Origin of the sequence: Tolypothrix tenuis PCC 7101 (assembly GCF_963874875.1) — a bacterium.
In the GTDB taxonomy this organism is placed as follows: domain Bacteria; phylum Cyanobacteriota; class Cyanobacteriia; order Cyanobacteriales; family Nostocaceae; genus Aulosira; species Aulosira tenue.
Genome location: NZ_CAWNJS010000001.1, coordinates 7,419,032 through 7,438,781, shown reverse-complemented (window position 1 = coordinate 7,438,781; position 19,750 = coordinate 7,419,032). Strand labels below are relative to the sequence as shown.

Sequence of the window (19,750 nt, the reverse complement as noted above, 5' to 3'; positions counted from 1 at the left end):
TAGTAGCGGTAGGGTGTATTCTTGCTGAAGATACGGCATTTGGAATTGTTGCACCTGGAGGTGCGTTGTCGCGCCGCACAACGCACTCAGTATCTTTGCAAAACCAAACAGAAACCCTAATATTTAACTTAACTGTGCCACGAGTTGATTTTCTAAGACCGTGTCATTAGTTAATAAATCCTCAACTGTGATCCGTAAAAAGCGCTGATCGTCAACTTGAAATTGAATCTTGATGCGATCGCTTCCGGGAAATCCTGGGGGCGTTAGTTGGGCGATAGTTCTGGCCCCTTCTTTATCGTTGAGGGGTTTGACGGTGGTTGCGCCACTATCTAAACGACGGGTAATTAAGCGATCGCCATCGAAATAAACTTCGGTTCCGCCTGACTCTGCGCCCAATTCGCCCATAATTAACTCAATGCTGGGCTGATTTTCTAAGGATGCGCCTAAGACTAATTCTACTGGCTGATTCATCGGGTAAGCTTGCCCAGCCTTAATAATCGGATGCCAACTGTGGCGCTGATTACGCCGATCCCAATAGCGCACACCGTAACTATGGTAGAGAAAGTCTTTGATTTCTATCCCTTGAGTAATTTGTAATGCACCTTGGGCGATCGCTTCAAAGGGACGTTCGCAACGAATCTTTTCTGAGTCAAAATACTGTTTTACCCATGTCTGCACTGCTGGTAGTTGTACTGTACCACCAACTAACAACACAGCATTAATATCTGCAAGTTCTATTCCCTGTCGTCTTGCTTGCTGTAGCAAACTCGTCATGGAATCATCCAAACGCTCAAAAAAGGCGTGTTCTTTGAGGATATTCTCTAAAGTTTCACGGTTGAGTTCGAGTTCATAGCTTTCAAATGATTCATCGTCAAAATAAACTTCACTCCCTTGGTTCTGCGTGGAAAGTTGAATTTTGACTCGTTCTGCGAGGCGCGTTGTCAAGGGACTTACCGCCAATCCTTGAGTTTTGGCAAAGTAATCGACTATCCAAGTATCGATATCAGTACCGCCTAAATTTTGCCCAGCCTTCGCCAATACACGCGCAGTTTTAACTTTCTGCTTGGAGTTTTCCGCTAAAGATTTATTACCCCACTTCAGCAGAAAACCCACAGGTTTAGTATTTGCTTGCACGCTTTGATCCAAGCGCACCAGGGATAAATCCAAAGTTCCGCCGCCAAAGTCAATCACCAACAGAATTTCTTGATTAGCCAAGCCATAACCTAAAGCTGCAGCTGTCGGTTCATCCAGCATCCGCACTTGTTCCACAGGAAGCGCTTGACAAACTTGTCCTAACCAGTGGCGATAAGTTTCAAAACTATCTACAGGTACAGTTAACACCAGAGAATCTAAGCCGCCTTCTTGGGGTGCTAACTGTGCAATCACCTGAGTGAGAAACCATTTACCTACTTGCTCAAAGGTAACAATTTGCCCATCGAGTTCGGGTAAGAAACCTTGAATATCCGCACCAATTCCCCGCTTGAAGCTGCGGAAAAATCGCGCCTCGCCCTTGAGATCGAAACCGCGATCGCGCACTTGTTGCCCTACTAAAACTTTACCTTGTGTTGCGTCTTCAACATAAACCAAACTGGGAATCAGTGGCGGATTCAGACTTTGTTGAATTGATAAACCAGGGAGATTGAGGGTTTCTGGCTGTTGGGTAACAGGGTTCCAACGAGCAATGACTGTGTTACTAGTACCAAAATCGATTGCGATCGCCATATCTTAATTTATTATCTCGCGCCAAAGACAGGGCATTTATTGGCAGAGGTCTTTCTAGACAGTTGGGGAAAGGGTAAGGGGAAAAGGTGAAAGGTGTTAATTCATCCTTTACCCTTTTTCCTTTCTCCTTCACCGCAACAAATTCTGAGGTTCCTCACTTCCAGAAATGCCCATCACAACAAACTACTTACTTGTGATTATTCTCTATGAGCCACCACGAGCGCAAATGTGCGATCGCTTCTTCTTTGCGTTTGGCTTCAACTTCAATCCACGGTGCTTGATAATAAACGCTCGGCATGGCGGTAATCATATCACTGTGTTTGCGATCGCGGAAAGCCGTCTCACCATTAGAAATATGCACTAATTGCCAATCTGGATGTTTCCAAGTTTCCCTAGCGGCGTAAAACATCTCAGCTACACTCGTATCATCATAGCTGTCTAAATTTTCGTGGCAAATATGGTGATGGGCATCAAACACCATCGGCACACCAGCTTGCTGACAGACTGCTAAAATTTCACTACCACTATAGGCGTATTCGTCATTTTCAAAAGTCAAGCGGCTTTTAATCGCTTCCGGTAAATCCGCAATTACTTTTACCAGTTGTGCAGTCCGTTGAGATTTACCGCCATGAATATTCATTAAAGACCAAGGCGATCGCGGTAGACCTAACAAGTCAAAAGTGCGGGCTTGTCGTTCTAAAATTTTGATACTTGTTTTTAATACTTCAGAGGAATCAGAACTCAGCACTACAAATTGATCTGGATGTAGTACGATTCTGATACCTAAAGACTGCGATCGCTGACCAATTTTCCCTAAATCAGCATTCATTTCCTCTAAAATATTTGCCCCAATCTCATCTTCCATATCACTAAGGGGAAACAAAGCCGAGGACATCCGATATAGCCGAATCTGGTGCTGCTGACAAAAAGATAGCGCATCATTTAAGCGTTGCAAGTTATGCAAATACAATTCTCGCAAAACGCTTTCCCTTTGTTCTAAATCAAGCTTTAAATAGCGAGTGCGCGTCATAGTCCGAAAGCGCACTTGCTGACCAACAGTAATGCAAACTAGTCCTAACTCAGGCTGAGAAGTTTTGTGTAAATCCTCTAGATTAGTTAAATTTTGGTACTCGATTGTAGTCATTAACTCTATTGCTCAAGTCTTGGCGCTTCTTCAATTTAACTAACTTTCGCAGCCAATGAGTCAGTATCTAACGGATGATAATGGGCATTGGGCATGGGGCATTGGTGTTTGGTAATGGGTAATTGGTAATTGGTAATTGCTTTTCTCCCCTGCTCCCTGCTCCCTGCCCCCTTGCCTCTTACCCCCTAATCCCTCCCAGCCCCTTCCAGCCAGACTTCCACATCATCCGCGAGTAACCTCTGTGCAGCTTCTACCATTGAGGCTGCTATGTCTTTGAGGTCTTCGCGATTACTCAAGTAAGTTTTTAATGCTTCCATTGGATCGATGCTACTACTGGCAGTTAGTTCGGGTATGCGGGGTCTAGCTAACTGACTGAGCAATTCTGGATGAATTGTGTAGGTGTGAGCAGAACTTAACGCATCATGGAGGGAGGAGTTATCAATTAAATCTAGCTGTTCGGAACGCAGTTTATAGATTAAACGGATGACAGCATCTTGAATATCATGTTTTGCGATCGCTTTCAATATAGCGGCTTGTGGATCGTCTGCTTTCGAGATATCGACTTCAATTGTGCGGAAAGTTCTCACAGGTAAAGGGCAAAATTCCCAATTCGCCTGACCTTTCTCTAATTCTATGAGCACATAACCTTTATCTTCTTTTTCTTCACTAAAATCTACCCGCTCAATGCTTCCTGGATAAATCACTGGCGGGTCATTAGATTTATTTAAATTTTGATGACGGTGAACATGTCCCAAAGCTACATAATCAAAACAGGGACGTGTCAATAAAGATAGCGGTAAAGTAAAGCCTTTACCTACTGCTAAAAACCGTTCGGCTCCCAAAGAAGCATTATCAGCCATTAAATGTGCTAAAAGCACAGTGGGCACTTGTGGATCGAGACGGCGAATTTCTGATTCTAAAACTAGTTGCAGACGTTCAGTTAATAGCTGATTCACTTCTGCAAGTGATAAACTTTCAGTTTCTTGGCGAGTCATCAACGTCGAACGCGTCAGCCAAGGGAGGGTAATAACTTGAACTTTACCACTACGAGTTTGGATGCGATGAGTCGTGACCGTATCTCCCACCACAAACCCCCGCACTCCCAAGGTGCGGTAAATACACAAACTCGCTCCGCCCAGCCCTTGGGAATGTTGATCATGGTTTCCCACTAACAACACTGTCGGAATATTTCCATCCACCAAACGGCGGAATTGACTAGCAAAAGCTTCTTGCACATACGGCGGTGGCGTAGCATCAGGAAAAGCATCACCGCCAAAAATCACTAAATCAACATTATCTTCTAATGCTCTGTCAATACAAATAGATAATGTATTGATAAAATCCTCCAGCCGCGTATTTAATCCTGTCGCTGGATTAATTCGTCCGTGGGAGAAACCACTCCCCATGTGGATATCGGAAAGATGAAGGATTTTGATCATTATTTGTCACTTGTCCTTAGTCATTTGTCCTTTGTTTATAGTAATGACAAATGGCTAAGAACCAGTACTACCCTGCATAATTTTTAGTGGAAAACAAAGTACAGGGAGCAAGGGAGAAAAGCTTAGATAATAAATGGCTGCAATAAGCAGCCATCTTAATTTTTCAAGGAAAAGACGCATTAACTCTCGTATTTTGCATCTTGAAATCAATATTAATGTAGAGAATTGAAAGCATGAATGCAGACAGAGTAATTCTAAAATTTTTCCCCCTGCTCCCTGCCCCCTGCCCCCTTGCCTCTCTACGCTTCTTGTTTCCAGCAACAATTTAATAGCGCACCGCCTGCGATTAACTTCACTAATTCCAATACCCAATAACTGCCATGAAGCAAATTCATTGATGTGGGAATAGTAGTCTCAGCATCAAACACATTGAGATGAATTGCGATCGCACTCATCTGTGGAGTTAAAAAATAGGTATCTAGCAAAGCTATAGCTAGCAGAATGATAGACAAAACAATACCATTACGCCGCCAGTTAGCTTGGGTTTTGCTCAAAGTTAGTACACCAGTTAATACTACAGCCGCTGACAATAATTCCACGCGATTAAAATTCCAAAAAATCGCATAGCCAACTGTAGAAAAACTTGCCTGGGTCATCATGCCAGAAATATAAAGGCTAGGCATAATTACCCAATCTAAAAGTAAGCTAGCACTTAGCCAAAAGCCCAGAGTCAATAAGACAGCAGGCCGCCAAAAGGACTGCTTGAAGTGAGAGTTAGAAAGAGTATGCATAAGAATAATTGCTGTGTTGTATTCTTAGTTTCCCTCTCTATGCATAACTTTGACAACAGTTATCAATTATCCTTTACAAACTCACAGCGACTTGTGCCAGAAAAGATAACAGTTGTTGAGTTTGATTACCGAAATTGTTAATAAAAAATTAAGTTTATTTAAAAATGTTTAAATAGCAAAATTAATTGCATTTTTTAGCGAGCGAGCTATTATAATTAACTCGCCCAAAAATGAAGGTCTAGGTTACCAGCATAAGTTCACTTAAGTTGCTTAAAATAGCAGATTAGTTAGATTGAGTAGACTGTAGCTACTAAGCTCTACCAAATCTAATTTGCATATCTAAAAATATTTATAAATCTTGTGGGGTGGGCATCTTGCCTGCCATCATTATGCAATTTAAGCACTATTTGGCAGTGCCTATCCTAAAATGATGATTCTACTGCCCAATCCTTATTCCCCAGTTTTCAACCCCCAATCCCCAGCCAAATTCTCATCAAGAATGTGACGGGTATGAATGAATTCATCTGCTGGGGAAATCTGAAGTACATCTTCTACTTTTTCCTGAATTCTGCTCTTGACAGGTTGCGCTGGGTTACCAGCATAAATTGTCATTGGTTCTAAGGAGCGTCCTGTCACACTTCCTAATGCTAAGACTGCTCCCTTTCCTACTGTCACTCCCGGGCCAATTACCGACTTAGCTGCAATCCAACTACTCTCTTGAATATGGATAGCTGCAGGAATCAGTTTAAAATCTGGATGGTACCAATCATGATTACCAGTGCAGAGATAAACACCTTGCGATAAACATACATGATTTTCAATTACCACAGGTGCAAGGTTATCAATCCAAGTATCTTCTCCAATCCAAACAAAATCACCAACAGTTAAACGCCAAGGAAACTTTACCCGCACTCCTGGTTTAATACGGACTTTTTTACCAATACTAGCCCCAAACCCACGAATTACCAACACCTTGAGAGTTGAAAATGGCAACCAATTACTCTCAACTATAGGTGAACCGAGGAAGTGCCACAAAACTTGTTTCCAGTAGGGTGCGCCTGGATTATAGTTGCCCAAGCTATAGTTATCTAGATGCATAGATTGATTAGTTAAGACTAGATAGCGATCGCTATTACTCAGAGATTGATATTGACTAGTAGCACCATCAGCTCTATCTATCACCGATGTATTACTAGGTGCAGAAGAATTAACTTTTCCTTTTTCAGCTTCAATAATATTAATAGCCAATAGTAATTCTGCTAACACACGCTGAAACGCATAGTAAAAACCTCGCCAGCCATCCAGAATCCCACCTTTGATAATCAGGCAGTAGAAAAATATGATGATGGGGGCGAGTATCTTCTGTTTACGAATGCGATCGCCCAAACTGAGTTCGTTGCTTGGTGTCTCCAGCAATTTCTTTGCTTCTATTACCATGTAGCGATCCTGCGCCCATAGCCAACGACTCAGAGGTTTGCGATCGTCATGATATATGTAGCCAGAAAGTAGTGAAGAATTTCCCTCTATGCTGACACGATGAGCGTGACCGTCATCTTGATAAATTGCTTTTGCTTTTTTATATAAAACTTCTCTTGGTGGCAGTAATGTACCATGCAAGGGCTTACCAAAGATGCAATACTTGAATCTGACTTTATAACTATCTATATTAGGCTCTGCGGATAATGAATGAATTTCATTAATTAACTCATCACTTATGACATAATCAGCATCTAATGATAGTATCCATTCAGATGCAACTTTTTCTAGTCCAAAATTACACTGAGCAGCAAAAGAATCAAATTTTCTTTGAAAAACTTTTACTTGATGGTAAGAAGATAAAATTTCCAAAGTAGCATCTGTGCTGTAACTATCGATAACAACAATAGTCTTTGCCCAATTTAAGCTTTGAAGCGTACGAGAAATATTAGGAGCTTCGTTATACGTAAGAATAAGAGGAGTTACTTCATTTAGCATATCTACTATTTACGAACTTCAACAACCATGACAGATCCCATGATTGAAGGAAAATATCTACTTAAAGCTGCAAATGGTTGCCTACGTTCAGCACCATAAAAACCAAAGTTATTCCTAAAACCGCAATAATTTAAAAAACGTTTAATTTCAACTTTATTAAAATATCGAATATGCTGCCATTCCCAAATTGGGATTTTATGTCCCTCTGTTCTTCTAGGAACTCCCTTGAATAGATAGTAAAGCCGATTGATAATCCAACCATGATTAGGTGTACTTAAAACTAGTCTGCCACCAGGTTTGAGAATTCTGTATATTTCCTTAGCCACTACTTCAGGAAAGAAGAGATGTTCTATATTATCTCCCCAAAACACCTCATCAAAAAAATTATCCGCATATTGGTAGGGAATATCTTCTATATCATGCTGAATGGCTTGAACTCCAATTTTACAGAGCTTCTTGGCTCCTGCTGTAGTCCATTCAATACCATAAACCTCATAACCCTGATCGAGAAAAAACTTACTAATATTTCCATGCCCTGCGCCTAAATCTAACAATCTTTCCCCATTTGACTGTTGATAAATCCGACGTAAAACATGGTTTCTTTCGTAACTATCAAATTCACTTAATCCCTCCAAGAGATAATCTGTATATATATTTTCATAAAAACTTTGTATAGTTTTCTTTTGCATATTATAACCTGCTATTTTTAACATTTAATATTTGCTCAAAATCAGCAAGATATTTTTGGGTAACTTGCTCATAATTAAATTCTTGAGCTTTTTGAGTAGCTTGCCTACTCATAGTGCTATTATCAGAATCAATTATTGCTGAAAATAATGTATCTGATAGATTCTTAGCGGCATCAACAGTCCGATGATTAAAAAAGTAACCAGTTTTGCCATCTTCAATAAAATCCCTAAAGCAAGCTAAGTCTGATACGACAGGAACCAGACCCGATGCCATTGCCTCTAGTGGAGCAACTCCAAAAGATTCACCTTTTTCGGCCAATGAAGGATAGCAAAAAATATCAGCGTCTCGATAAGCTTCAGCTAGTTTACCAACATCAAAAATAGGCTCCAAAAATTCAACATTTAAATTATTAGCTTTTGATTTAAGAATACTTAAATAATTATCGCCACCACCACCTTGATTTTCTTTTACAGGGCCAATAATCCTCAATCTGACTTCAGAAAATTGCTCTGATAAAATTGAAAACGCATCTAATAGAAGATGTACTCCCTTCTCTGGATGAATTCTACCTACATATAAAATGAGCTTTTCTTTTCGAGCTAATTTTGGCTGAGTACTTGGTGAAAATATGCGAGTATCAATAGGATTGGGGATAATTCCCATCCGAGATATAGCTGCAGGATATTCTTTAGCAATAGCTTCTTGAATAGCTTGTGATGCAACTGCAAAAAAACTGGTTCCTGCATATAACCAATACTGTCCTTTAGGAAAGCGGTTAGCATTAATTACAACCTTACCTGCTTGAGGACGTAAACATGCAAATATAGGTAGCCAAAAATCATTGATAACTAAAATATCGGCATGAGGTAATCTAGGAAAGGTCAACAAGCTATAAAAGAAGTCTTTAAGTAAGTCTAGGGTAATATTAGTGCTTTGTGGAAATCCTCCATGTCGAATGTATTGCACACCATTAATTACCTCCGTTTGAGGCTGACTTGGATAAGAACGGCAGAGAATGCTTACTTGATGGCCTCTAGCAGCAAATTCTTCTGCTAAACCTTGCCACAGACGAGGAATAGCGCCTCCTTGTACCGCTGGAACAGGCAGCCAGGGGCCTGTAGCAATATTAATGATCACAGTTTTGTATTCCTAAGAATTGTAAAGTTGAACGCAAGTTGGTGGTTCACCACCACCAAGAATCCATTGGTATACATTTGCCATTTCTTGAGCAATTGAATTCCAAGAGTATTTAGCTTGTACTAAATCTCGCCCTTTCAAACCCATCACTTGCCGTTGCCTTTCAGACATCTGCATTGCATCTACTAAGGCAACCTTTAGTGCTTGTTGATTATCCTCAATCCACCAACCGCATCCATAATGCTGTAAATCTTCCCAAGGGGCACCTTTTGTAGTAATGACAGGCACACCATAAGCTAAAGATTCTGCTACTGCAATCCCAAAATTTTCTGAATGCGTTGGTAAAACGAATACGTCAGCATTACTGAGTGCAGAGAATTTATGTTGTCCTGATAGCATCCCAGTAAAAGTGACTTTTTTTTTCAAATTTAACTGTTCTACTTGTAATTCTAACTTTTCTTGGTAGCCAATCAAGTCTGGCCCAGCAATAATTAGATGCCAATCAGGAAATTGATTAACAAGAGATTGCCAAACATCTATTAAATGGTTTAAACCTTTTTTAGGGTGTACCCTTGATAAAAAAAGTAACCATTTTTTATCAGCTAATTTCGGGAATATATCAATTAATATTTGTCTGCTAAATTCCTCTTCTAAACTAGGAATGTTAATCCCATTAGGGATGAGAGCAATGGGTTGTCGATATCCTAATTTACGAATAGAATTTACCTCTTCCGCAGAAGTGGCATGGAAAGCTGTAGCACAGTTTAAATTTTCTTTTTCGTATAAAATCCATGCTAACCATTTTTTATACCAGCTATTATTTAATGACCAAGGTTCAAGCATTCCTCTAGGAGAAATGACTAAATTAATCTTATTAATAACTGCTGCTTGTCGTGCATAAAGATTAGGAAACATCCATAAACCATGATTATGGATTATATCTAAATCTTTTGCTGCTAAATTGAATAAGTAATTGCTGGCTTGAGGTTGAAACCCTCTAAAATATTTTGCGACTTTAGAAGCTTTTTGACTATGAACTTGAACTTCAGTAGTTAAAATTTGTTTACCGTGACATTGATAATCAAGCGTGAATAAATGGGAATTAATATTATGTTGATATAATGCTTGAGCTAAATTAGTAACTGAATAAGCAGGCCCACCAACATTTTCATTAATACTAGCTACTACTTGGCAAACAGAAATCTGATCAACCAATGTTGCATTTGTTGACATTATTAGTTTTTTTGAAAAATAAATATTAGTATCAGGTTACAAAAAAAATCTAGTATCAGAATGCTTAATATACTTTAATTGACTTCATGCTGAAACTTTTCCCACCACAACTTAAGTATTACTAAACTCCAGCGACGATACCAAGGTTCAAGAGGGATATTTTTGAGAAGATTTAAGTTAGCGAAATATTCACCAAATTCACCTAACATCCATTGTTCAAAGGGAAAAGAAAATCCTTGTTTACGACGCTTAGTCACCCAATCAGGTAATTCTGGTACAGCTTGAACTAAGAGTTGTTTACCATAAGCTAAACGGATATTACTAGGTATAGGTGCTACTGCCTCTAGCAAAGCTGTATCTACTAAAGGTACCCGCAATTCTAATCCCCATCTCATACTCATAACATCACTGTCTCGGAGTAATTGATTTCGCATATAGCAACTCAATTCTAGCAAGCTGACTTCATCTTCTGGTGTAGACACTTTTGCTGGAAAACTGATCTTAGAGGGGCTATCTTTCACAAAAATCTTGTCACCTACATATTGTTCAATAATTGCACAAGCTTCTTTATTGGAAAAAATGCCTCGAAACGTGCGATAAGCATCTGATAATGTCGGTTCTTGCTCTAGAAAATCACCTAATCGTTTCATTTTAGGTGAACTTCCCCAATGCGCTAAACCCATACCTATGCTAGCTCCAACAAGAGGTAATAATCTTAGCTGCTTACCCCAGTTCACCATGCGGGGAATTTTTTGAAATGAATGATATCCACCAAAAACTTCGTCTCCACCCAGTCCAGATAGTACTACTTTCATACCATTTTCATGGGCAATTTTAGATATACAAAAAGTATTAAATCCATCAACACTAGGTTGATCAATAGCTGCTAAGAAATTAGGCAATAAAGTTTTAGCAGATGATGCTGTAATTTTATATTCTGTATGTTTGGCACCAAAGAATTTTGCAACTTCTTGAGCAATCCCTCCTTCATTCCATTGACCTTCGTCAAAAGCTATTGAGTATGTAGATAAATGTTGATTTTGGGACTGGTTTGCTAGTGCTAGAACTGTTGTTGAATCAATACCGCCACTGAGAAAAATACCTACAGGCACATCACTAATAAAATGATGTTTAATAGAATCAATTAAAGCAGCACGAACTATTTCTTGAGCATCTGTCGCTGAAATTTTTTGAGGTGTAAAGTTGATCTGCCAGTACTGCTTTTTGGTAATTTTTTGACCTTGCCAATATAGCCAGTTACCAGCATCTAAACAATGAACATCTTCAATGAGGGTATATGGTTCTGGCACTGAACCACTAACAAGATAACCATATAACCCTTGTACACTCATTTGAACAGTAGGTAGCCCAGATGCTAAAACTGCTCTGAGTTCTGAAGCAAAAACTAAAGTTGAACCAGAGCGCCAGTAGTAAAGAGGTTTAATTCCTAAAGGATCGCGAGCTAAAAAACAGGTTTTTTCCCAGTCATCCCAAATCGCAAAGGCGAACATGCCGCGTAAATGTTGGACACAATCAGAACCCATTCTTTGATAAAGTTTAAGGATAACTTCTGTATCCGTTTGAGAATGGAACTGTTCACCTTGAGCAATCAAATTCTGCCTTAGTTGTTGAAAGTTATAAATTTCACCGTTGAAAGTTATCCAATATCGTTGATCGGCAGTGGACATCGGTTGATGTCCAGCAGAGCTCAGGTCGAGAATTGCTAAACGAGTATGGGCGAAAGCAGCTTGTCTGTCTTTAGATATATAAATACCATGATCATCTGGCCCACGATGCTTGAGATTAGTTTCTATTCTCTTAATTATCTTTTCTAAAGTACTATGATACTGATTAATTGTCAGAATGCCGCCAATTCCACACATATAAAAATTTAGTTGTTGATTGTGGATTTTAAATGATGATTTAAATGTTTATCCAGAGTTCTTTGGAACCGCTCAAATCCAAAGGTATCAATTACTTTTTGACGTAAATTTTCTGGCTGATATATTAAATGATTGTGATAGGTACCCTGTAGAATTTGAATTAATGTTTTGGCGATTTCTCCTACATCATCAGGATTGACCAATGCACCAAGTTCACCATGACATAGAGCATCAATTGCACCATCTTGGTTACCAGCTAAAACAGGTTTGCCACAAGCTAGAGCTTCTAAATAGACAATGCCAAACCCTTCCCTTTTACTAGGCATAGCAAAAACATCACAAAGATTATAATAATCACAAAGCTCTTCATCAGGAACAAATCCAGCTAAGGTGACACAATCTTTTATACCTAAATTTGCAATCACTTTTTCGATTCTGGGCTGGTCTTTACCTTTGCCTACTATAATGTAGTGAACATCAGGAATAATTTCACGAATTTGGGATAAAGCCTGCAAAATTTGGTCATAACCTTTATAACGTTCGCTCTCAGCCAACCTGGCAACAGTTAATATTACTGGTTGTTCTGGGGTTAGTTGATATTTATCTAATAAATAAGTAGGCTTAGAAGCAATTTTGAAATTGCTGGCATCAAAGGTACAAGGTAGAAGTGAAATTTTGTCTGCATCAATATTTTGCTCTTTAATTAGGCGATCGCGTGTATAACCACTAATAGATAAAATCCGATCCGCATTCTGTAACGCTTTTTTTAAAATTGGATTTTTAAGCTCCCATACTTCTAATCCATAAACATTAATCCAGTAAGGTATACCTGCTAAAACTTTGAGTAAATACGCAGCAATTGAAAAATTAATATGAGCAGCAATTACTAAGTCAGGATACTGCACTAGACCTTGACTGAGAATTTTAGTAGCAAATGCTAATGTACGAATTTTATTTGAATATGCTCCTGTAAAGTAAAATTTAGTGCTTGATAAATAGGTAATATCTGAAGAGCCTTTTACATCCTGCTTAATAAAAATATTGTACTGGCTTTCAGGATAAATGCTTTGCAATGCTTGTAAAAAAAATGCTGAATAGACTTGGATACCGCCTTTAAATTCAAATATATTAGGAAACCATAAATGAAAATTTTTTAGTTCAGGGTTATGTCGCATTTAAATCAAATATTTTTATGGTTATATAGATACTTTTCATGAATAAAACTTAGGTGAATTTTGTTTGACCATTCATGATACTATCCAAGGCTTGAGTTACTCCTTGAGTAGATTGACGATAACTATACTCAAGTATAATATTTCGGCTTTCTTGTCCCCAATTATGTAAACGTTCTAAATTAGAGAATGCTTCTTGCAAAATATGAGTTAATGCTAAGACATCACCCGCGGGAAAAATTAAACCATTTTTACCAGGATGAACCAAGTCTTGAGCACAACCAACATGATTACTAACAATAACTGGGCGGCTTAAACACATTGCTTCATTAATTGCTAATCCCCAAGTTTCATAATTTCCATAACTAGGTAACACTACTACATCAGCAATTGCATAGGTACGGGCCATTAAAGATTGATTTTGAAAAGGAGCAAAATAGATATTTGCATATCCTGCTGCTTGGGATTTTAAATCATTTTCTAAAATTCCCGCTCCTACAAATAGCAGCGATACTCGATGAAGCTTTGCTTGCAAGAATGCCTGAAGCAAATCTAGGGGACGTTTCTTAGCTTCAAATTTACCTGCAAATAAAATAATTGCATGGTCTTTAGGAATACCTATTTCTTGCTTCCAAGAGTTCGCCTGTTCTTTAGCTATTTCAGCTTGGGCAAAGAAGCGATCGTTGTCTATTGCATGAGGTGAGAAGAATAGGCGTTTAGCAGCTACACCATAATATCGAAAGTATTCATAGTTAGCTTTGCCTACATAAAGACAGGCTGCAAATCGTTGATAGATTTTTGTAATAATTTGTCGGCGTACCCATGCTTTGATACCGATAGAAGATAGCAATCTATGAGAATCTCCTCGAAATAGTAATGGAATTTGATGATAATTCCAACATAAAAGAAAGTGATAAATGCTGGCGTAGTTATAGCTCATTAATAGAACAGCATCGGGTTGGTAGTTATTAATTTGGGAAATCAAAGATGGATTTTGCAGTCCCCAAAAGTGATGAGTACCAGCATCAGGGCTAATATTAGCTACAAACTCATAATCATAGCCAGTTAAGAGTGGAATATCCCATTGGAAAGCTTTACCAAAACCTACATCAACTTTCTGTGTAATGCCAGAATCCCAGAGATAGAAAACTTTTACAGCTAATGTTGTAGTACTACTTAGATATTGAAACCAAGGTGCATAGTACTGAATTGGATGCGAGGCAATAATTGCTAGCTTTTGCATATTTGCATTCTTAATAAAACACCCAATTTAGGTATGTCTATTTTTGATAATATATTAATATGTTTTTTCTATTAATAAATAGTAAAATATTTTATTTTTGTTTTTCCTAATTACTGCATTATTTTAATTTTGCATTGGTGGTACTTTGTAGGTTCGCATTAAAAGTACTATAACGCTACCAAGCGCTACAGTACCTTGAAATAAAGCAGCCACATATACCCCAGCACTAAATTCAGTTTGAAATGAGAAAGTCATCATTAATATAGCAAATAGATACTTGGCTGAGAGAACTGGGGCATTAAGACTCCAGCGAGTGCTTTGTCCATAAATTGACCCTAATATAACAGCAAGCCCCCCACAACCTATTAAACCAAAGTTGGCATAAGATTCTGCTAATAGTCCCCAAGCAATTGTAGTTGTACCAGTAGTTTCACGAGTTTGTAATCCGTAGTGAATGTTGAGTAAGTAAGTGCCTTCATGACTAGCAATTTTTTGAGGAGCAAAAATTCTAGGCACTAGTAACTGCGGTAAAATTGCATAAGTAGCTCCATAGAGATATGGAATTTCTTGCGGACTTTTGATTTGTGCCAAAAGCAACATTTGAATTACGCTAGATCGTTCCAAAAATGAGCTTCTTTCTTCAGTTTCTTGAGAAGATGGCACATCGTTACTATTCTTATTTCTCAAAAGGTAATTCAAGCTATACCCTGCCCATTCACTATACCAAGCTGGATATTCCCAAGGTTGTATATAAGAGCTATACTCACCTCCGAACCAATATTTTGCTCTCATCTCACCTTTGCCATAGTTCAGGAAACAAAAGCAAATAAGGGAAATAATAATGACTAATATAGGTAGTTTTTTTCTACCAATAGTAAAAGCAAATATAGCAATTAAAAAGATAGAAGCTGCCCCTACTAACAATAAACTTGCCGCATTGACAACTATTGATATAACTAGCAGCAATATAAACCATCTCGCACGTGCTCCTGATAATTCTTGACTACCTAAACGATAAGCAAGTACAAAAGTTGCTAATGATGATAATGCTAAAGTAACATTACAAATAATTGCAAATATGCCAGCATCAAGAAATATCCAACCTGCTAGAAAATAAGTATTAAAGAAAATATTAGCTGCTAGAGCAAGTAAGAAGAACTGATATCCACTAGCACCATTCAATGCCAAGTATGATTCGGGTGGAGAGGGAGTGGATTTAACAAATTGAAACCAGATAAATGTTCCTAAGCCTAAAAATCCTGTTACTGTTAAGCTAGCAAATAAATGGCTTTCTGGTGAGTACTCTACAACTATTGGGTGATTGCTTACTAATGGTAGAGCGTGAGTCCAAACATAAGTTAATGCGAATAAGGGAAAAATTGGCATACCCAGCGCTTTTCTCGAACACCAAAGATATGTGGGAAAAAGCGCAGCAGCAGTAATTAAAATTGCCCCAAAAATACTTACTAACGATTCAGTGTTGGTAAAAAATAGCTCAAAGGTAAATAGGGCAAAAGCAATGACCCAAAATCCTCGAAGTAACCTTTTTTGTCTACGATGATCAAAAATAATTGAAGATTGTAGTACAGATAAGTTAAGGAATTCTGAATCATTGGTCATAGCAATTTATCTTGGCTTGTAGCCATGAGGACTTGATCAAAAACAGCACATTGCCGACGAGTCATTTCTTTTGCGGTATAAGGTTGAAACGCTTTCCAGTCTGTATCTGGCTGATAGCCTTTAGGCATAGATAGGAGCCATTGAAGTTGAGGTATAATTCTAGGCAACAACTCATTGGGGTGATCGCTTTCTCTAAAAGTTACGACTCGACCTGCATGGCATTGATTTAAAATTTCGACCACAGAACTCTGTTGATGGAAAATGGCGAAAATTGGCTTTTTTGCTAAAATACACGGGTAAAGCTTGGAAGCAGTATAACTAGGATCTTGGGAGCCAATCAGCAAAATAGCATCGCTATCTACCAGAGTTTGCAAAGCTTCAAAGTAAGGAATGCGGTGAAGATGTTCTTCTACCAGATCGGCAACACCTAATTCCTGAGCGATTGGTTCTACAGTTTTCACTGCTCGATTATCAGAAGCATAGCTCGTACCAACAAAGTGTAATTTAACAGATTGCCACGGTTCGGGATTTTGAAGACGTGCAGATTGGATACCTAAAAATAGGCTTTTTAGTGCTAAAGCCATATCATTACCACCTCGACCTACATAAACCCAATGGCGGTTACCATCATTAGGATTAAAGATTCTTTGCTGAATCTTTAATGTAGGGAGTTGCTCAAAGTCTTTTTCAGGAGCGCCAAACGGTAAGACTGTACATTTATCCTCATTTATCCACGGATAGCGTTGAATTAAAGTTTTGGGATACTCAGGTGAAACGCTAATAATATGGCTAACATTATGCAAAGTAAATGATTCAAGATGTTTTGCTATTAATTGTGAAACCCAGTATTTAAAATAACCACCTGGGGGTTTAGCAGAATTGAGATGAAAATAGTAATTACTCAACCAAGGGTCTTGGAAATCAATGATGTATGGTATACCGTGTTTGATGTACCAGTATCTTCCTAAAGGCATCATCATAAACATGGTTGTAGAAAAATAAATTAAGTCTGGCTTGGCAGTTTCAATAATTTTCCTACCGAGTTGTGCCACATGGAACAAACTACGTAATCCAACACTATTTACGCCAAACCAGCGTGTCCAAGATTTATATAAGCACCCAGCCTGCCATATCTTTGTACCGTGAGGAATAGACTTTTCTAAAGCTTCATCCTTAATTCCTTCTTGTTCATTTGGATTAATCTTAAGAATTAACGGTTCCCATGCAAATTCATTAAAAAAAGATAAAGACATCCGAACACGATGCATGTCCGGACAAGAAATGGGAGGCCAGTTGGGCGTGATAATTAGGACTCTTTTCATGCGGACTTTCGAGACTGTTGCCAATGAAAATAAGGTGCTTCTAATAGGGAGTAAGAGACCCAAGATAAAGGAATAAGCACAATCAATGAAAGTACGAGAGAGACGTTTTGGATTATAGGTGACGAACCAAACTTATGCACTAAATGCTCTGCAATCCATAAACATGGCCACCAATGCCAAAGATATAGACTATAAGACCAACGACCGATGGCTTGCAATACCTTATGGCTTAATAGATTCTGAAATAGAGACTCACTCGAAATAACGTTCCAAAGAATTAGGCTATAACCTAGAGTTAAAATTGGTTCAGCCAGAGTTTTACAAATGTAACCTAAAGACCCAGCTAAGTTAACTACTTCTGTAACCATCAGTATTCTACCAAAATAGGTAATCGTAAAGCCGAGTAGAAAACCCTTTTCTGCACATAATAGTTTTGGAGGTAGCTTTTGCACAGTGTATAACTTAGCGATGCACATACCCCAAGTAAACTCAACTAAACGGCTAGGTATTTGAGCGTTCCAAAAGGCTCCAACTTCATACCCACTGGTGAACATCCAAAGGCGAAAGATTATAGAACCCAAAATAGCGATCGCAGTTATACTCCAAAATCCAAATCGGGAAGCAGCCCAAATAAATAATGGCAGAATCAAATAAAAATGCCACTCTGTTGCTAGTGACCAAAAAGGTGCAGCTAATCCAACTGTATTAGGAACCCAAAGGTGAGTAAAGCTAGCATGAGCTAGTAAATCTAAAAATGGTAAAGGTTGACCAATAAAGGGATAGCGAAGCGCACAAACAAAAGCAGCTATATAAAAAGCTGGTGCAATTCTTAACCAGCGTTTTTTTAGGAAATATAGGTAACTTTTCCATTCAAACTTGTTTTGCTTGCGTGCGTACATTAAATACATACAAAATCCGCTGAGTACAAAGAATAAATCTACTCCTGTACCCAGCACAGCAATAGCTCGGTTTAAATCTAAATTTAGAGAAAATACTTTTGCTAATGACAAAGCCGGATTTTTACAAAAAAGCCAAATATGTGCCCAAACAACTCCAAATACAGCTACAGCACGTAAACCATCTACTGGAGCAATCCTATCATTATTAGAATTACTCTTTTTCCAAGCAATATCTGAAATTAATCCCATACTCAAGATTACTGTAAAAAAGTGATTAAACGTAGGGTAGCTCAATGAGACAATGGCAAGGGCTGGAATTGTTTCTCTTTACTACGCAACGCTACCACGTAGTGTCTCTCTTTGGCATTAAGATAAGGCTTTATTCTCTGTTGGTAATGATGACTGTAAATATGGTTTTTCAATACTTGCCAAAGTAATAATTTAAGTTTATTTTAATCATTAAAATATACAGCAGATTCGATGTTGATGAGATACGGCAACTGAATAAAATTTAAAGTTTACAAAGCCTCCCTAAAATTGGTGTACCTCACTTATCTCAAAACCGCTGTAATTTATTACTTAATAAGCAAAATATATAAAATTAAAAATTTAGCTCTGAAGTTTTAGGATATGCAATAACGTTATCCCAACCTTTTAGACTACTTTCATTAAAGTTTAATAAGGAACCATTACGGGAAATTAACTTGACAGAATAATTATACGAGCGAAGTAAATCTAGAGCTTCACGCCATTGACCATGACCAATCTCCATCAATAAAGCACGGATTGCTTGACAAGCAAGCAAATTTTTAGCACCACGCAAAACTTCTAATTCATGACCTTCTACATCTACTTTCATAAGATCTATGTGCTCAATTCCTTGGTTCTTGCACCAATTATCAAGGCCTATAGTTTGTACTTCCACCATTTCATCTTTAGTACTGATGCCATCATTGTTGGTTAATAAGTGACCAAAAACACCTAAGCCCTCAGGTGGAATAGCCATCTTACAAATACCTGTATAGCTGCTAAGTGCTAATTGCAGAACTTGAATTTCTGAATAATTATTAAGGACTACATTTCTTTGAAATTTAGAGCATTCTTTTGGATTCGGTTCAAAGCCAAATATTTTTACTCCAATGAGTTTGTGATTGCGGCAGTATGCTGCAGTTGCAAGACTGTAAAGCCCAAAGTTAGCACCTATGTCAACAATCGTCATATTGGGTTGAGTTAGTAAACGATGCCATAAGCGTAACTCACCCCATTCATACTGACCCCGATAGAAAAGAGAGCCTACACCTATATCTCGTGGTTGACCTTCTAGTTTAAAGCCATACTCTGTATTAAAATTGAGCAGAGATTTCTTTTGAGCTATTAATTTCCATAGTAGACGTCGCCATATAGCCACAACAGGATTGTTGTAAAATTGAGGATGAGATAACAACCCTAGACGCATCTCAAGCCAGTTAGAAAATTCCATA

Annotated in this window: 14 protein-coding genes and 2 pseudogenes; all 16 read right to left on the bottom strand. The window is 38.3% G+C overall.

Annotated elements, in window-relative coordinates; translation table 11 throughout:
• Positions 1-123 precede the first annotated feature (123 nt).
• The 16 genes and pseudogenes from AACU25_RS29375 to AACU25_RS29300 all read right to left on the bottom strand — a co-directional run bounded on the left by AACU25_RS29375 (position 124) and on the right by AACU25_RS29300 (position 19,749).
• Complete coding sequence (locus AACU25_RS29375) at positions 124-1,722, bottom strand: Hsp70 family protein (protein WP_096581714.1); 1,599 nt, start codon at positions 1,720-1,722, stop codon at positions 124-126.
• Between the two features lie 187 nt (positions 1,723-1,909).
• Positions 1,910-2,866, bottom strand: a complete 957-nt coding sequence (gene uvsE / locus AACU25_RS29370) for a UV DNA damage repair endonuclease UvsE (RefSeq protein WP_096581712.1) — start codon at positions 2,864-2,866, stop codon at positions 1,910-1,912.
• 185 nt (positions 2,867-3,051) lie between these two features.
• On the bottom strand, positions 3,052-4,305 hold the full coding sequence (sbcD, locus tag AACU25_RS29365) for an exonuclease subunit SbcD (RefSeq protein ID WP_096581710.1): 1,254 nt from the start codon (positions 4,303-4,305) through the stop codon (positions 3,052-3,054).
• Between the two features lie 299 nt (positions 4,306-4,604).
• Positions 4,605-5,096, bottom strand: a complete 492-nt coding sequence (locus AACU25_RS29360; protein ID WP_096581708.1) for a DUF4149 domain-containing protein — start codon at positions 5,094-5,096, stop codon at positions 4,605-4,607.
• 567 nt (positions 5,097-5,663) lie between these two features.
• A pseudogene (locus AACU25_RS29355) lies at positions 5,664-6,194 on the bottom strand (WcaF family extracellular polysaccharide biosynthesis acetyltransferase); the annotation flags it as partial.
• A gap of 120 nt (positions 6,195-6,314) precedes the next feature.
• A pseudogene (locus AACU25_RS29350) lies at positions 6,315-7,070 on the bottom strand (glycosyltransferase family 2 protein); the annotation flags it as partial.
• Positions 7,071-7,075: 5 nt separating this feature from the next.
• Positions 7,076-7,783 carry a class I SAM-dependent methyltransferase gene (locus AACU25_RS29345; RefSeq protein ID WP_096581706.1) on the bottom strand — a complete coding sequence of 236 codons (708 nt, stop codon included), beginning with the start codon at positions 7,781-7,783 and terminating at the stop codon, positions 7,076-7,078.
• Positions 7,761-8,897: a glycosyltransferase family 4 protein gene (locus AACU25_RS29340; protein WP_096581704.1), complete on the bottom strand. Its 1,137-nt coding sequence runs from the start codon at positions 8,895-8,897 to the stop codon at positions 7,761-7,763. The genes AACU25_RS29345 and AACU25_RS29340 overlap by 23 nt, the downstream gene beginning before the upstream one ends.
• A 12-nt stretch (positions 8,898-8,909) precedes the next feature.
• Positions 8,910-10,130: a glycosyltransferase gene (locus AACU25_RS29335; protein ID WP_096581702.1), complete on the bottom strand. Its 1,221-nt coding sequence runs from the start codon at positions 10,128-10,130 to the stop codon at positions 8,910-8,912.
• A gap of 74 nt (positions 10,131-10,204) precedes the next feature.
• Positions 10,205-12,013: an asparagine synthase (glutamine-hydrolyzing) gene (gene asnB / locus AACU25_RS29330; RefSeq protein ID WP_096581700.1), complete on the bottom strand. Its 1,809-nt coding sequence runs from the start codon at positions 12,011-12,013 to the stop codon at positions 10,205-10,207.
• Positions 12,014-12,021: 8 nt separating this feature from the next.
• Positions 12,022-13,188: a glycosyltransferase gene (locus AACU25_RS29325; protein WP_096581698.1), complete on the bottom strand. Its 1,167-nt coding sequence runs from the start codon at positions 13,186-13,188 to the stop codon at positions 12,022-12,024.
• Between the two features lie 49 nt (positions 13,189-13,237).
• Positions 13,238-14,428, bottom strand: a complete 1,191-nt coding sequence (locus AACU25_RS29320) for a glycosyltransferase family 4 protein (RefSeq protein ID WP_096581696.1) — start codon at positions 14,426-14,428, stop codon at positions 13,238-13,240.
• Between the two features lie 123 nt (positions 14,429-14,551).
• Entirely contained in the window at positions 14,552-16,048 is a 1,497-nt protein-coding gene (locus AACU25_RS29315; RefSeq protein WP_199347270.1) for a hypothetical protein, read from the bottom strand.
• Complete coding sequence (locus AACU25_RS29310; protein ID WP_321206675.1) at positions 16,045-17,301, bottom strand: glycosyltransferase family protein; 1,257 nt, start codon at positions 17,299-17,301, stop codon at positions 16,045-16,047. Before AACU25_RS29310 ends, AACU25_RS29315 begins: the two co-directional genes overlap by 4 nt.
• A gap of 65 nt (positions 17,302-17,366) precedes the next feature.
• Positions 17,367-18,518, bottom strand: coding sequence for an acyltransferase family protein (locus AACU25_RS29305; protein ID WP_096581692.1), 1,152 nt, complete (start codon positions 18,516-18,518; stop codon positions 17,367-17,369).
• A gap of 352 nt (positions 18,519-18,870) precedes the next feature.
• On the bottom strand, positions 18,871-19,749 hold the full coding sequence (locus AACU25_RS29300; protein WP_096581690.1) for an FkbM family methyltransferase: 879 nt from the start codon (positions 19,747-19,749) through the stop codon (positions 18,871-18,873).
• Position 19,750: the final 1 nt, after the last annotated feature.